We start from the raw sequence: 13474 nt of genomic DNA on the forward strand, positions 1-13474 counted from the left end.
AAATGACATTAATTACACAAAGATAAACCCATGCGCCCAATAAGCTTAATAAGCTACCACTCCAAGCTAGAGCTTGAATTCCGTTTTTAGCTCCATAGAGCAATGTCATCAAGAAAGCACTACTGTAGAACAAACCACAACCGACCCCCCAGAGGAGATAAATTTCCAAAAGCAAGCCCAAGGGGAAATCCGCAGCTAAGGCAGAGACACCATGCAATGGAACGGCGAGAACTATCCCCAAATAAAGTACCGCAGGAACTCCCAGCATTTTACCGATCAGAATGCTTTGGCTAGACTGTGGACTCAAGCGAATAAAGTTAAGAGTGCCGCGATGCTCTTCTTTGCCCAAATCACTCATGAGCAGGTAAACACCACAAGTGAGTAGGAGACAAGGCAGTATCAAGTTGAGAGCTTTAAACACACCCTCCCATTGGATATACCAGGTATCAGTGCAGTCCCCACCTCTCTGACTGCCAAGGAGGAGGAGGAGGAGTTGACAGACTAAGGAGGTACTGACTGCCACAAAGAGGTTTTGGGTTTTGAGCTGACCTTTGAGTTCCCGAAACAGTTGCGGATTCCACTCGACTAGTTGGTTTAGCCGTTTTAGTTCCATTGATTAATGTCTCCAAGACAAGAGAGTTCTTGCTCTAAGTCAATTGTGGTTACCTATTCTGAAAATAGGTTGAAGGTTAGAAGGTTGAAGATTAGAGATTTTCATGCGTTCTGGTGTGCGCAATTCATGAAGGCTACTAATAAGTATTTATCTCCTTGCCGTTCGCCATTTATGCAAGACAGCTGAGGTATTTAGCCCATTTCGGACGGATGAAAAGAAAACGATACGAACAGATCTGCTAGAAAAGTTCTGCCGAGCTGTACGATTCCCCAAATAACCCCAATCCTATCCTTCCCTGAGTTGCTTTGACGGGAGCTTGTGCAGAAACGATCAACAGGAAAATGCGGCGATTGGTTGAAACCGTTCCTTTCCTCGGTATGATAATAAACCGGTTGGGGTTACCCGCTGTTTACTGATTACACGTCTCGCTTTGTCTACGGAGCAAACAACCAGCATGGCACAACATTACCGTATTACTCTTTTGCCAGGTGATGGCATTGGTCCGGAAATCATGGCAGTCGCGGTTGATGTCTTAAAAGTCGTCGGTGAGCAGCTCAATATAACGTTTGAATTCACCGAAGCCCTAATCGGGGGGGCAGCAATTGATGCAACAGGTGAGCCTCTACCTGCCAAAACCCTGGAAATTTGCCGTAACAGCAATGCTGTCTTACTAGCGGCGATTGGTGGCTACAAGTGGGATACACTGCCTCGGCATTTACGCCCTGAAACTGGGCTGTTAGGATTGAGAGCGGGTTTAGGTTTATTTGCCAATCTAAGACCCGCGACGATTTTACCTCAACTGATTGATGCTTCAAGTTTAAAACGAGAGGTGGTTGAGGGCGTTGATATTATGGTGGTACGAGAACTCACTGGCGGTATATACTTTGGTCAACCCAGGGGAATCTTTACCACAGAAACTGGTGAGAAGCGAGGCGTCAATACGATGGCGTATACCGAAGCCGAAATTGACAGAATTGGGCGGGTAGCCTTTGAAGCGGCTCGAAAACGCCGTAAAAAGCTTTGTTCGGTGGATAAATCCAATGTACTAGAGGTGTCCCAGTTGTGGCGCGATCGCATGACTCAACTCGCCACTGAGTATCCGGATGTGGAACTCTCTCACCTGTATGTAGATAATGCTGCTATGCAGCTTTTGCGGGCACCTAAGCAGTTTGACACGATTGTGACGGGCAATCTGTTCGGAGATATTCTCTCTGATGCTGCCGCTATGCTTACAGGTAGTATCGGGATGTTACCTTCTGCTAGTTTAGGCGAAAAAGAACCTGGGGTTTTTGAACCCGTTCATGGCTCTGCCCCCGACATTGCTGGACAGGATAAAGCTAACCCCTTAGCTCAGGTTCTCAGTGCAGCAATGATGCTACGCTATGGTTTAAATCAGCCAACGGCGGCTGACCGCATTGAGCAAGCCGTGCTCAAGGTTTTGGAGCGAGGCGATCGCACAGGGGACATCATGTCAGAAGGAATGAACCCGCTAGGTTGCCGAGCTATGGGAGATGCACTGATTCAGGCACTATCTGGAAGCTGAATCATAGGACTGGCGCTTGCCGCGTTTACGCGCTCAAGCCTCTTGCTGTAATTGCGCTGTTGGATTAAAGTCGAGCTTAAATAATAGGGGTAGGCGGGTGGTATATACATCATCACAGCAATGGCCAGAAAATTACATAGAGCGGATGGATATTCCGATGTTGCTAGACCCCGTTTTACTGAGGTCAGCTCGACAAATTTATCGCACTTACTATGAAGTGCATCCAGACCTCACACAGCGTCCCACTGGTGTAGCCATTGACCGATATACCCATCGCGGAAAACTAATTTTTAAGAAAAGACCTATTCTTTTACCTCAAGAATGTTTTGTGCCTTTTAGCCAACTAGAGGCAGAGATTTATTAGGTTAAGGGTTGAAGGTTTCTAAGAGTTGAAGGTTAGAAGGTTGAAGGTTTCTAAGAGTTGAAGGTTAAAAGTTTATAGCGAATCTTATCGCTCTGTAACCTGCTCGCCTGATCAACTTGCCAACCTGCTCGCCCTAAAAGCTGCAACCTATTTTTGATATGGAAGCTCTGTTTACTGCTGTATCTTCTTTGATTATTTTTGCTGTAGGTGCATCATTTGGCAGCTTTTTGAATGTGGTTGTTTATCGACTGCCTGCGAAACTATCATTGTTCTGGCCCCCTTCTCGCTGCCCTGATTGTTTGCGTCCGTTAAAAAAGCGAGATAATGTTCCCGTCCTTGGGTGGCTGTGGTTGAAAGGACGTTGTCGTTTCTGTAAAAGTCGGATTTCTAAGCGCTATCCCCTAGTAGAGGCGGGCACGGGTCTGCTGTTTTTATTAGTATTCTGGTTCTATGGTTTTAGCTGGCTAACTTTAGGATATTGGGCTTTTTTGAGCTGGTTATTGGCTCTTTCTCTGATTGACCTAGATACGATGACTCTCCCAAATGTTTTAACCCAATCGGGATTGATGGCGGGTTTAGTATTTCAAGGAACTGTCGGTTTTTTGCACGCGTCTCAATGGACAGGAGTGTCCCAGCAGCTGATGAGTGGCATTGTTGGCGCGGTGCTGGGAATTTGGTTATTCGATCTTATTTCCTTTGTAGGCTCGATTCTTTTCGGACAAACCGCGATGGGTGGGGGTGATGCCAAACTCGCGGCGATGATGGGAGCTTGGTTGGGATGGAAGTATCTGCTGTTGAGTGGATTCATCGCTTGTGCTGTGGGAGCTTGTGCCGGGGGAGGCGCGATCGCGCTCGGTTGGCTAGATAGAAGACAACCGATGCCCTTTGGTCCCTTTCTCGCTTTGGGAGCAGCCTTGACAGTTTTTTGGGGCGAGGCCATTGTCTCTACTTATATGCGGCTGTTTTTCCCTTTGATCTGAAGCAGGTTGGCAAGTCAAACAAGTTGACAAGGGAAGCACTTGGATGTAAGAAAACCTTAAACTTTCAACGTTAAAACCTCCAAACCTTAAACCTTTATTCCAAATCCCTTGTATTATTAACCCAAAAATATGCGTCTTGAGTCTTGATAAGATTAACCTGTGTCTTGGATCACCCTAAAAACAACCAATGCCCGCTGGGAAGCCGAGCTGATGCAGCAGGTGCTAGCGGCTCATGATATCCCCAGTCGAATTCTCGATACAGGGATAACTCCCTATTTTGGTGCGGGTAGCTCCGCAGCATTGCAAGTCCGCCCCCAAGACCAATGGACAGCTTTACTTCTATTGAGTTGTCCAGAAGAGGAGCAAGCTGGGGCATCCGATAACAATTAAGGAATAAAAAAATTACATGTCTTTATTCGATTGGTTTGCAAATCGACGAAAATCAGAACCGACTAATCAACAACCTCAGGAGCGAGAGATTGCGGACGGGCTATGGACTAAGTGTCCGGCTTGCGGGGTGTTGGCTTATACAAAAGACCTACAGGCTAATCAACTGGTCTGTCTGGAATGCAAGCACCATATGCGAGTCTATAGTGATGAGCGTATCCAGCAGCTGATTGATGCTAATACTTGGATGCCGTTGGATGAGCATTTGCGTCCGACCGATCCTCTCAAGTTTCGCGATCGCAAACAATATAGCGATCGCTTGCGAGAGACTCAAGACAAAATTCATGTGGTAGACGCAGTTCAAACTGGCACAGGTCAGCTAGAGAGTGTACCTGTTGCTTTGGGTGTCATGGACTTCCGGTTCATGGGTGGCAGTATGGGATCAGTCGTGGGCGAAAAACTCACCCGTCTCATCGAACATGCAACACTACGAAGCTTACCCGTTCTGATTATTTGTGCCTCTGGGGGAGCCCGGATGCAAGAGGGGATGCTCAGTCTGATGCAGATGGCCAAAATCTCAGGAGCTCTAGAGCGCCATCGTGAAGCCAGACTGCTTTACATCCCGGTGCTGACTCATCCCACGATGGGCGGCGTTACGGCAAGCTTTGCCATGCTTGGCGATATTATTCTGGCAGAACCCGAAGCAACAATTGGCTTTGCTGGACGCCGGGTGATTGAGCAAACCCTCCGCGAAAAGCTGCCCGACGATTTTCAAACCTCTGAATATTTGTTACAGCACGGCTTCGTGGATGCGATCGTGCCCCGAACTCAATTGAAAAAAACCCTTGCCCAGCTGATTAACCTACATCAACCCCTCTCAACCTCACCATCGGTGTTTCCGATAGCCGAAGCGATGCGCTTGAGTGTCAGAAGTTCCGATTGATCCCAACCTCCTCTTCTTCGTTAGGGAAAGGCGTCGCAAGAGTGGCATCATATTTTAAGAGACTCGATCTTGTTTGATGCCAGCCAATAATTATGGGGTTTGCAGACCTGTCAATTGCGGAGATTGCCGCAGAGTATGACCTTCCTCCTGAGGAAGTATGTCATCTATGCCAGCAGTTGGGAATTGCTTACAAAACTCAAGAAACCCGTCTGGCTCTGGAGGATGCCAAGGCAATTATTTCTATGATTTTGTCCGAAAGAGAGGGTTCAGTTACACCTTCTAGTGGGGGAGATTAGGCTCCACCTACCATCGGTGAGTAATTCCTTTGGGAAAGCTCCCACAAAACCAGTGCGCGTTTCCTTCGTACTCCAAGGAATCTTTTTTGCCGATTGCCCAAGGGGCACTGCCAAAGGCGATCGCTGGGTTGACGGTGATGCCCCTCAGATAGAGGATAGGCTCCAGATTGAGTCCGTGCTGTGTTGAGTAGCTAAAACGAATGAGCCATATTTTTGAAGGAGAACCAAGAATGAAGCGACTCATCTTGCTTGCGTTGGCAGTTGTATTTTTTGCCTTTCAACTCGCTGTCGGGAGTGCAGCCGCTGTTGAACTGACCCCTGACGTGCGTACCGTAAAGGCCAATGAAGGGGGTGACACCATTACCCTCAGCCTCAAGCAGGTGCAAAAAGGCAAGCGTTTGTTTAACGATACCTGTGCACAATGTCATGGTGGCGGCAGAACGAAAACTGACCCCAACGTGGGCTTAGGGACTGATTCACTGGCTGGAGCAACGCCACCACGGGACAACATTGCCGCCTTGGTGGATTACATGAAGAATCCCACCACCTATGACGGAGAAACTGAAATTGCTGAGTTACACCCCAGTCTCAAGAGTGCTGATATCTATTCAGAGATGAGAAATCTCACAGACGATGACCTGGAAGCGATCGCGGGTCATATCCTTCTCCAGCCGAAAATCATCGGCAGAATGTGGGGAGGTGGCAAAGTCTACAACTAATATCCAGCTTGTGTGATTGAGTCATTGGTCATCGGTCGTTGGTCATTGGTTATTCCTCCAGTCGTTAGACATGGCTGACAAACTAAGCACTAGTGACTGATGACTAAGGACTAATGACCAACGACTAAGGACTAAGGATTAATGCTGACCAGTTCCATCCAAATTCCTCAACTTTTACACTCCTTACGGCGTCAACTGTTCTCAACTTACTTTTTCCTTGCCGTTTTAATGGCTGTCTTGGGCGTCTTTATGGTCAGCTCACCGGCTCAGGCTGCTGTAGATAGCTACGTTAGGCGCTATCTTGATGTTAAAGAACCCATAGCTCTGGATATAGATGAAAAGGGGCAGACAAAGCTGTTCTCTGGCGAAGACTTGTCCGTCGGCAAAGAACTGTTTGAGGCTCATTGCATCAATTGTCATGTTGGAGGAGCGACCTTGCCTGATCCAACCGTGTCTTTAGCGCTGGATACCCTCGCTGGTGCCACACCACCTCGTGATAACATCGACGGCATCGTAAATTTTCTGAGAGAACCCATGACCTATGATGGGAGTGATTTAACCTTTTGGTGCCGTCAAGTTTCAGAAGGTTGGATACCACAGGAGCAAATCGAGATGTTAGCCGCCTTCGTTCTCAGGGCAGCCCAGAAAGCACCTGGATGGGGTACCTCTAATTTCTAACTACATCTAGAACCCTTGACAGAGGTAAGAAGGGTAAAGACTTGCTCTAAGATATTAATAAAGACTTCAATGGCGAATTTTCGGAGAAAATGATGAAATTTAAAGCCGCAATTTCACGCAGGCTGGGTCTACTACTGTCTACAATCTTGCTGATAGTTGCTAGCTTTGCATTGTCAGCAACCCCCGCAGCAGCGGACACCTATACGATTAAAATGGGTACCGACAGTGGAATGCTTCAGTTCGAGCCATCGACTGTCACGATTAAGCCAGGTGACACAGTCAAGTGGGTGATGAATAAAGTTCCGCCTCACAACGCTGTCTTTGATGACACTAAATTCCCTGGTGGAGATAAGGCATTGGCGAAAAAGTTATCTCATGATAAGTTAACGTTTTCTCCAGGTGAGTCTTTTGAAGCGACTTTCCCAGCCGACACCGCGCCTGGAACCTATCCTTTCTACTGCCAACCTCACCGGGGTGCTGGCATGGCAGGCAAGGTCATTGTCCAATAATTAAAACCTTAATTATTGTGTCGAAATTGCTAATCACTTGTCGTTTTGTGGATTGGTTTTTCCCAACTAGATAGATGTCTCTCTATTCATTGGGTAAGTGTTAATCAAACCAACGATATGGCTGCCCAGGTTCTAGAATAAGTTGAGCAGGGCTAGTAAGTCTTTTCAATTCCACCTTTTGCTAAAAACAAAACCCTCTCTTTGGAGAGGGTTTTTTTATGACATAAGAGAGCAGACAAATCAAGCGAGTTAGGATAGGGTTTTCCCATGTTTGGATAAATAGGAACGACCTATCGTGTTTCCCATTAGCGATCACAATCCCACCCGCATCACTCCCTACGTCACCTATGCCCTGATTGGCGCAAATGTCTTTATTTTTCTGTATGAGCTGCGTTTAACGAAAAGTCTGCTGGATCAATTCTTTGAGCTTTATGCTGTTGTTCCCAGCGAGTTAACCGCTACTCTCCTGGGCAAGCCCGTCAATCAGCCAGTGCCAGAACTGCTAACCTTGGTGACCTCTCAATTCCTACATGGTGGTTATTTGCATATTTTGGGAAATATGCTGTTTTTGTGGATTTTTGGCAACAATATCGAAGACAAGCTAGGACATGTAAAGTATTTAATTTTTTACATTACTTGTGGCGTATTAGCGGCTTTGACTCAGTGGTTTTTCTCCATGCAATCCGGGATTCCTTCGCTGGGTGCTAGTGGTGCGATCGCAGGTGTTATGGGTGCTTATATCCTCAGGTTTCCCCATGCTAGAATCCGCACTTTAGTATTTCTCGGCCCCTTCATTGTATTTCCCGATATCCCAGCCATCTTCTTCCTGGGAATTTGGTTCATACAGCAAGCTTTATACGGCATTGCCAGTCTGAATGTACCCAGTAATATCGGGATGGAGAGTGGGGGAGTGGCTTACTGGGCGCACGCCGGTGGATTTGTTTTCGGAGCAATTCTTGGCCCCTTGCTTGGGCTGTTTTCTGAAGATTCTAGACTCTGAATCTCACAATCTGCCAAGGCATCAAACCGTCTGAGAAATAACAAATTTTTGCCCAACATATAGCGGTAATTATCTGACTTCATCCTAGAACAGCTCCTCTATCTAGAGAGTCATCTTTTCTGATTTGGTGGAACCAAAAATCTATCCTCAGTTGGCAGCGAAGGAAAGCCACATTAAGTTATGTTTTTTTTAGTTTAGTAAAATAATTAGGAAAAACGCTTGTGGTTCCCCTACGTGATGAAAATCCGATAAGAATAACTCCCTATGTCACTTACGCCCTAATAGCTGCCAATCTCTTGATTTTTATCTATGAACTCACTTTGGCTGGGCCTCAGCTTGATGGATTTTTCCATCTTTTTGCGGTTGTTCCCAAAGAACTCACGTACAGTTTTAATGGCATTTCTGTAAATCAGCCAGTGCCAGAACCCCTGACTTTGATCACCTCACAGTTTCTCCATGCGGGCTTTACCCATGTAGGGTTTAACATGTTGTTTCTGTGGATTTTTGGCAACAATATTGAGGAGGAATTGGGTAGCGTTAAGTTTTTGATTTTTTATCTAGCTTGTGGGGTATTAGCGGCTCTTACCCAGTGGTTTTTCTCAGCTAACTCTGTAATTCCTTCCCTAGGTGCCAGTGGTGCGATCGCAGGAGTTATGGGAGCCTATATTCTTAAGTTTCCTAAGGCCAGGGTGGTAACCTTACTTCCTTTGGGTTTCTTTTTCACCACGCTGAGAGTCCCTGCCCTGTTTTATCTAGGTTTTTGGTTTTTGCAGCAAGCCTTTAATGGGGTAGCCATGCTAGAAGCACCAGCGAATGTTGGGATGGAAAGTGGTGGAGTTGCCTATTGGGCACATGCTGGCGGCTTTATTTTTGGCGCAATTCTTGGACCCTTATTAGGGTTATTTGCTCCTGATACCAAACCCCCAGCTTATAACACAGAACCAGAATCATATTAATTTTTCAGGAGCTTTTTAATAGGAAGATAGTTTGCGTAACACTGCGCGAACTACTTCTATGTTTTAATTGTTAAATTATGGCGTTTCTGATACCACTCCTCCATAGTAATGCGCTTAATTAATTACCCCCTGTAGTCCGCCTAGAGTTCGGGGGACGGCGACAGCAGAGCGACAGCCGCGGGTTCATAAACTGCAACTTCATAGAGAATTGGTATTGTGTGAAGTACATCAGAAGAAAAAGTCAAATATTCAAATCTTGACCAGTCAATCTTTTTCCTTCTGCCCTCTGTATTCTGCCTTTTGCTATACAAGCTTTATAATCAATACCCACCCCCTCTTCAGGGGGTGGGTTTGCGCAACTTGATTTACTTATTGATTTACTTACGGAAAGCAAGCCTAGGAATTTTTATCGATAATTGGCCTGCCATCAACATCAACATCTAGTTCTTCACGACGCAGTGTTTCTGTTGCATTTACTGTGTCACGCTCAACTTCCTTCCTGACGCTGACTTCTTCCCGGACAAAGGCTTGCTTCTGGATTTCAGCGGTTTCTTCATAGACCTCCATGCGAGCCACTTCGCCTTCACGGAAATCAACAGAACCCGGTGTAACTTCTCTGGCGTCAGTAGGGGAGGTGCGCTCGATAATCACTCGCTCTTTTTCTACCGGAACTGAAACCTGAGCGGTTTCAGTTTCTACATGCTTGCCAACAGCAACTTCACCCGTTTTCTGACGCTGTTTGTTGGTCAACAAACGCTCTTCATACAAGCGAAGCTTTTGGTTGTTCCCCTCATTCGGTTGGTAAAGGGAGCGATCATAGTCATAGTTGTATGTGTTACGGTCATAGGTAGACTGAGCCGCTGCGCTAGAGCTGGGTCGGAAGACATTTCTGACCCGTTCTTCGTAATCGTAGTCAATGGTCATGTTTTCGTTGTACTCAGGCATACTTTCTGCTTCTGCTTTGGTCATACCTGTGAGATAGACGCGGTGCTGATCATAATCTAACTGCACACTGCCCATTGGAACTAAGACTTTCTTGCCAAAAATCCAGAATCCTGTGTCAATCACAAAGTACCGGAAACTACCTGATTCATCAACCAGAGCATCATAAACTGAGCCAATTTTTTCATTACCTTCAGTTGTGTAGACATCATATCCTTTGATGTCATCACCTCCGAAAATATCTTGTTTGTAGTTGGGATAAGCATCTGCAATTTTTCGTAATGTCATAGGGTTCTTCTCCTTTTGAAATTTTTCTTGCAATCACTGTATTTTCTCTTCTGTTCCAAATACTAGACATTGAGAAAAAAGCTGGAATCTGCCTATAGAGATAAATCATTTTTTATGAATTAGAACTTAAGTAATAGTATTAAATTACGTCATTCTAGGCGATATCGAAAAATCTAAAACCTTTGTTTTAGCGTTGCGTTACGGTACTCAAGTCCTGTAAATTAACGTAAAAACAATAAGTATTTCTACTAAATGCTATAAGCTATAAATGCAGTTACGGTTATAGAAATATCATTAAAATATCAAGCCACTTAAGACGTGTTTTTGATATCAATAAATTTTATTTGTCATAAAAATAATTATCTTTCAAAACAGAGCTATGGCGTATTTTGAAAGCCATTCGAGCCTCGCTTAACTACCCCTGGGTTTGGGAACATGTTAGAAACGAGGCGGGAGAAAGCTCTTAACCGAGCAGTATTGATGCCCCTCCCACCTTTTCGCTGTCATAGGTAGCATTCACAGCTGTGTATGCCTGGATGTGGCATTTACCGACCTGTGAATCTGACTACACAGCCAAACAAAAAGCTTGAACACCCTGGAATAGTAAGAAAATATAAGCCCTCTTTTCTAGGAGGTGGAGGATGAAGTTCAGTTTTGCCCCAATTAGTTCTTTCGGTGAACTCCTGCTAGTCACAACAGCCGCAGCGATCGCGTTGGGTGCTGTCCTCGCTAAAGCTCCGACTTGGACACTTGCTTTTAGTTATTCCGGAGGAGCGCTTGCTCACACAACTCAAGATTTCACTCAGGTGATACGGCAAGCTCTAGCAGAAACTCATTCTCCCTTTGAGCAGGTTTCAGGCAGAAATCTCCAACGGGATAGCACCGATATCTTGAACCTTTTGAGCAGAGCTGAAGTCTGTAACAAAGATTCCGACAACCCTCCACCCGTCCCTGGTTCGCCAGGAGGTAGTCGGTAGCTGTTGAGTTGATTGGTTGCATACCTTTCTCATGGCTAGAGATAGGTTTATACAGCACGTATGTTCAGGAGGCGACATCTCAGGAAAGCTCATGATCAACCACGCAATCAGATTCATAGGAGCAGATGATGGAACAACGATGGAAGAGCTGCTCTCTGGCTACCTCAGCCTGCAACAGGAAGCCACGAATGAAAGAACGAGTTGCGATCGCCTCCGAGAACTCGCAGCAATTAGCACCGATTTAGCACGACGGGTTGCTGCCAACCTGAGTTCACCCTCCGAACTACTCCGAACATTGGCTAATAGCAGAGATGCGACTACTCGCTCTTACGTCGCGGCGAACCCTAATACACCGACTGAGGTATTGCTGTATTTAGGGCGTGAATTTCCAGAGCAACTACTAAATAATCCAATCTTCTCGCTGTTGTGGTTAGAGAACGCCAATGTAGTAGAGGAAATGCCCTTAACTACCCTGGTAACTCTGCTGAAGCAGGAATCAGTGCCAGTCTTTTTTTTAGAGCAAGCCGCGATTCGCTGCGATCGCGAGGTACAGTTAGCCGTAACCGTGAATGCCCAAACCTCCAGAACTGTATTAGAGAAGTTGGTTCAGAATGATGATATTCAAGTTGCTGAGGCGGCGCAACTCCATGTCAACTGGGCAGGAGAGATGCATCAAGGTTGGGATGAGGACGCTCACAAGGCTATGCAAAAAGAGGCTCTCCATCCAAAAAATCAACAATATATAGAAGAGTTAGCCAAACTGGGTTTAATCCCTGAGTTTATTGTTGATCGCTTACCTAGGAATAAGGATGACCATAAATTCCTCCAAGCGGTTGCTCCTAATCCTAATGTGAATCACCTCCCCCATCTTCTAGAGCAGTTAGCGACGGATAAGAAGTGGGAGTTTCGAGCCGCTGTTGCGACAAATCCCAACACACCTGAAAGTCTTTTGCAGCTATTAGCCAAGGATAAAACGGTTGAAGTCCGCTGTGGCGTGGTACAAAACCCTAACACGTCTGAAAAACTGCTAAAGCAGCTATTAAGCGATCGCGAATGGAAGGTTCGCTTAGTTGCGATGGAAGCCTACTTGGCGCAAAACCCGGATGATCTCCCTGTAATGCTAAGGCATCAATTGAGAAAAAAATCGGAAGGCTACGAGATGAGCGATTATAATCCTTCTTCTTTTATCCGTCTTCTCATTCTTTTCCATCCCCAAATCCCAAGTCAAGCCTTAGCGGAAAACAGCCGTTCGTTGGCATGGTTAGAGCGCTATGCGATCGCGCAGCATCCTAATACCCCACTCGATACTCTTCAAACATTGGCTCTTGATGCCAACCGCCTTGTTCGTACTGCTGCCAAAGCTCATTTACAAGCTCGCCGTTAATGTCCATCGCTCTTACTGCTCTCAATTTAATTTAAAATACCTGATTTTATCCTTAAAAGCTTACCTAAAAACGATACCTTCTTTCAGGAACTTGCGACGAATCTCCACACACCCGAGAAAACTCTTGAGTTTTTGGCTCGGCATGATAATTGGGAAATTCGTTTGGGAGTGGCCTCAAATCCTAATACACCAGGGAAAATATTAGAGGAACTAGCTAGAGATAGTAATTTATGGATTCGTGAAGAAGTGGCGCGGAATTTACAGATTCCGAAAAGCCTTTTAAAGCAGTTAGCAAAAAGAGCTGATGAGAATTGCGATGATAGTGAAATTTGGGGAGAGTTAGCTGAATTAAGTTTCGTTCGCGATCGCAAGGTAGTTCCAAGTACTAGTACAACTCAGAGCAACCTAGAAGCGTTGGCGAAAGATAAAAATTGGGAACACCGCCTAGATGTTGCCCAGAATCCAAATACGCCGGAGAGAATTCTGGAACAGTTAGCCAAAGATGACGAGCTTTGGGTTCGTTTAGGAGTTGCTAGAAATCCCAAAACACCAGAAAGAATACTCAAGAAATTAGTTAAAAATAATTATACTTTGCCTCGCCAAAAACTAACTAAAAATACCCAGGCATCTACCAACTATTTAGCAGGAAAAACTTATGATTTGAATCGCCACAAAATAGTTATTACTCCCCAAGTAGATGTAAGTTTACTGGCAAATATATTAGCTCCTGATGCCGAATTTTGGATAGGTTTAGAAGTCGCAGGTAACGCTAATGCACCTGCTTTTCTCTTAGAAAAATTGGCTCAACTAGGGGATGATATGATGTTCCAAAGGCTGGCTTCAAATCCTAACACACCCGCCAACGTCCTATTACAGTTAGTTGGAAACAAAAATT

15 protein-coding genes and 2 pseudogenes are annotated in these 13474 nt (G+C 45.5%); 14 read left to right on the top strand and 3 right to left on the bottom strand.

Going from position 1 to position 13474, the window contains the following annotated elements; translation table 11 throughout:
- Nucleotides 1-613, bottom strand: a pseudogene (locus tag V6C93_RS00345) (hypothetical protein); the annotation flags it as partial.
- A 454-nt stretch (nt 614-1067) separates the two neighbouring features.
- Between V6C93_RS00345 and leuB the strand changes: the two are divergent.
- The 6 genes from leuB to V6C93_RS00375 all read left to right on the top strand — a co-directional run bounded on the left by leuB (nt 1068) and on the right by V6C93_RS00375 (nt 5126).
- Entirely contained in the window at nt 1068-2156 is a 1089-nt protein-coding gene (gene leuB / locus V6C93_RS00350) for a 3-isopropylmalate dehydrogenase (protein ID WP_333474647.1), read from the top strand.
- 97 nt (nt 2157-2253) lie between these two features.
- Entirely contained in the window at nt 2254-2520 is a 267-nt protein-coding gene (locus tag V6C93_RS00355) for a hypothetical protein (RefSeq protein WP_309229107.1), read from the top strand.
- A 158-nt stretch (nt 2521-2678) separates the two neighbouring features.
- Nucleotides 2679-3500 carry a prepilin peptidase gene (locus V6C93_RS00360; RefSeq protein WP_333474648.1) on the top strand — a complete coding sequence of 274 codons (822 nt, stop codon included), beginning with the start codon at nt 2679-2681 and terminating at the stop codon, nt 3498-3500.
- A gap of 159 nt (nt 3501-3659) precedes the next feature.
- Nucleotides 3660-3890, top strand: a complete 231-nt coding sequence (locus V6C93_RS00365) for a hypothetical protein (RefSeq protein ID WP_333474649.1) — start codon at nt 3660-3662, stop codon at nt 3888-3890.
- Nucleotides 3891-3906: 16 nt separating this feature from the next.
- Nucleotides 3907-4830, top strand: coding sequence for an acetyl-CoA carboxylase, carboxyltransferase subunit beta (gene accD, locus V6C93_RS00370; protein ID WP_333474650.1), 924 nt, complete (start codon nt 3907-3909; stop codon nt 4828-4830).
- A gap of 92 nt (nt 4831-4922) precedes the next feature.
- Nucleotides 4923-5126, top strand: coding sequence for a translation initiation factor IF-2 (locus V6C93_RS00375; RefSeq protein WP_333474651.1), 204 nt, complete (start codon nt 4923-4925; stop codon nt 5124-5126).
- A 7-nt stretch (nt 5127-5133) separates the two neighbouring features.
- On the opposite strand, the gene V6C93_RS00380 is transcribed toward V6C93_RS00375, so the two are convergent.
- A complete protein-coding gene (locus tag V6C93_RS00380; protein WP_333474652.1) occupies nt 5134-5370 on the bottom strand; it encodes a hypothetical protein in 237 nt (78 codons plus the stop codon).
- Here V6C93_RS00380 and psbV point away from each other — a divergent pair.
- From psbV to V6C93_RS00405, 5 genes are all read left to right on the top strand, one after another.
- On the top strand, nt 5357-5845 hold the full coding sequence (psbV, locus tag V6C93_RS00385) for a photosystem II cytochrome c-550 (RefSeq protein ID WP_333474653.1): 489 nt from the start codon (nt 5357-5359) through the stop codon (nt 5843-5845). The two genes, V6C93_RS00380 and psbV, sit on opposite strands and share 14 nt — an antisense overlap.
- Nucleotides 5846-5986: 141 nt before the next feature.
- On the top strand, nt 5987-6523 hold the full coding sequence (gene psbV2 / locus V6C93_RS00390; protein ID WP_333474654.1) for a photosystem II cytochrome PsbV2: 537 nt from the start codon (nt 5987-5989) through the stop codon (nt 6521-6523).
- A gap of 92 nt (nt 6524-6615) precedes the next feature.
- Complete coding sequence (petE, locus tag V6C93_RS00395) at nt 6616-7032, top strand: plastocyanin (RefSeq protein ID WP_349262575.1); 417 nt, start codon at nt 6616-6618, stop codon at nt 7030-7032.
- A gap of 295 nt (nt 7033-7327) precedes the next feature.
- Nucleotides 7328-8032 carry a rhomboid family intramembrane serine protease gene (locus V6C93_RS00400; protein WP_333474656.1) on the top strand — a complete coding sequence of 235 codons (705 nt, stop codon included), beginning with the start codon at nt 7328-7330 and terminating at the stop codon, nt 8030-8032.
- Between the two features lie 221 nt (nt 8033-8253).
- On the top strand, nt 8254-8988 hold the full coding sequence (locus V6C93_RS00405; RefSeq protein ID WP_333474657.1) for a rhomboid family intramembrane serine protease: 735 nt from the start codon (nt 8254-8256) through the stop codon (nt 8986-8988).
- Between the two features lie 396 nt (nt 8989-9384).
- On the opposite strand, the gene V6C93_RS00410 is transcribed toward V6C93_RS00405, so the two are convergent.
- On the bottom strand, nt 9385-10218 hold the full coding sequence (locus V6C93_RS00410; RefSeq protein WP_333474658.1) for a DUF2382 domain-containing protein: 834 nt from the start codon (nt 10216-10218) through the stop codon (nt 9385-9387).
- A gap of 641 nt (nt 10219-10859) precedes the next feature.
- Here V6C93_RS00410 and V6C93_RS00415 point away from each other — a divergent pair.
- The 3 genes and pseudogenes from V6C93_RS00415 to V6C93_RS00425 form a co-directional block, all read left to right on the top strand.
- On the top strand, nt 10860-11195 hold the full coding sequence (locus V6C93_RS00415; protein ID WP_333474659.1) for a hypothetical protein: 336 nt from the start codon (nt 10860-10862) through the stop codon (nt 11193-11195).
- Nucleotides 11196-11334: 139 nt separating this feature from the next.
- Nucleotides 11335-12579 (top strand): hypothetical protein, encoded by a 1245-nt coding sequence (locus V6C93_RS00420; RefSeq protein WP_333474660.1) that lies wholly within the window; start codon nt 11335-11337, stop codon nt 12577-12579.
- 132 nt (nt 12580-12711) lie between these two features.
- Nucleotides 12712-13474, top strand: a pseudogene (locus tag V6C93_RS00425) (hypothetical protein); the annotation flags it as partial.

The sequence above is a fragment of the Allocoleopsis sp. genome (assembly GCF_036703385.1).
Classification (GTDB): domain Bacteria; phylum Cyanobacteriota; class Cyanobacteriia; order Cyanobacteriales; family Coleofasciculaceae; genus Allocoleopsis.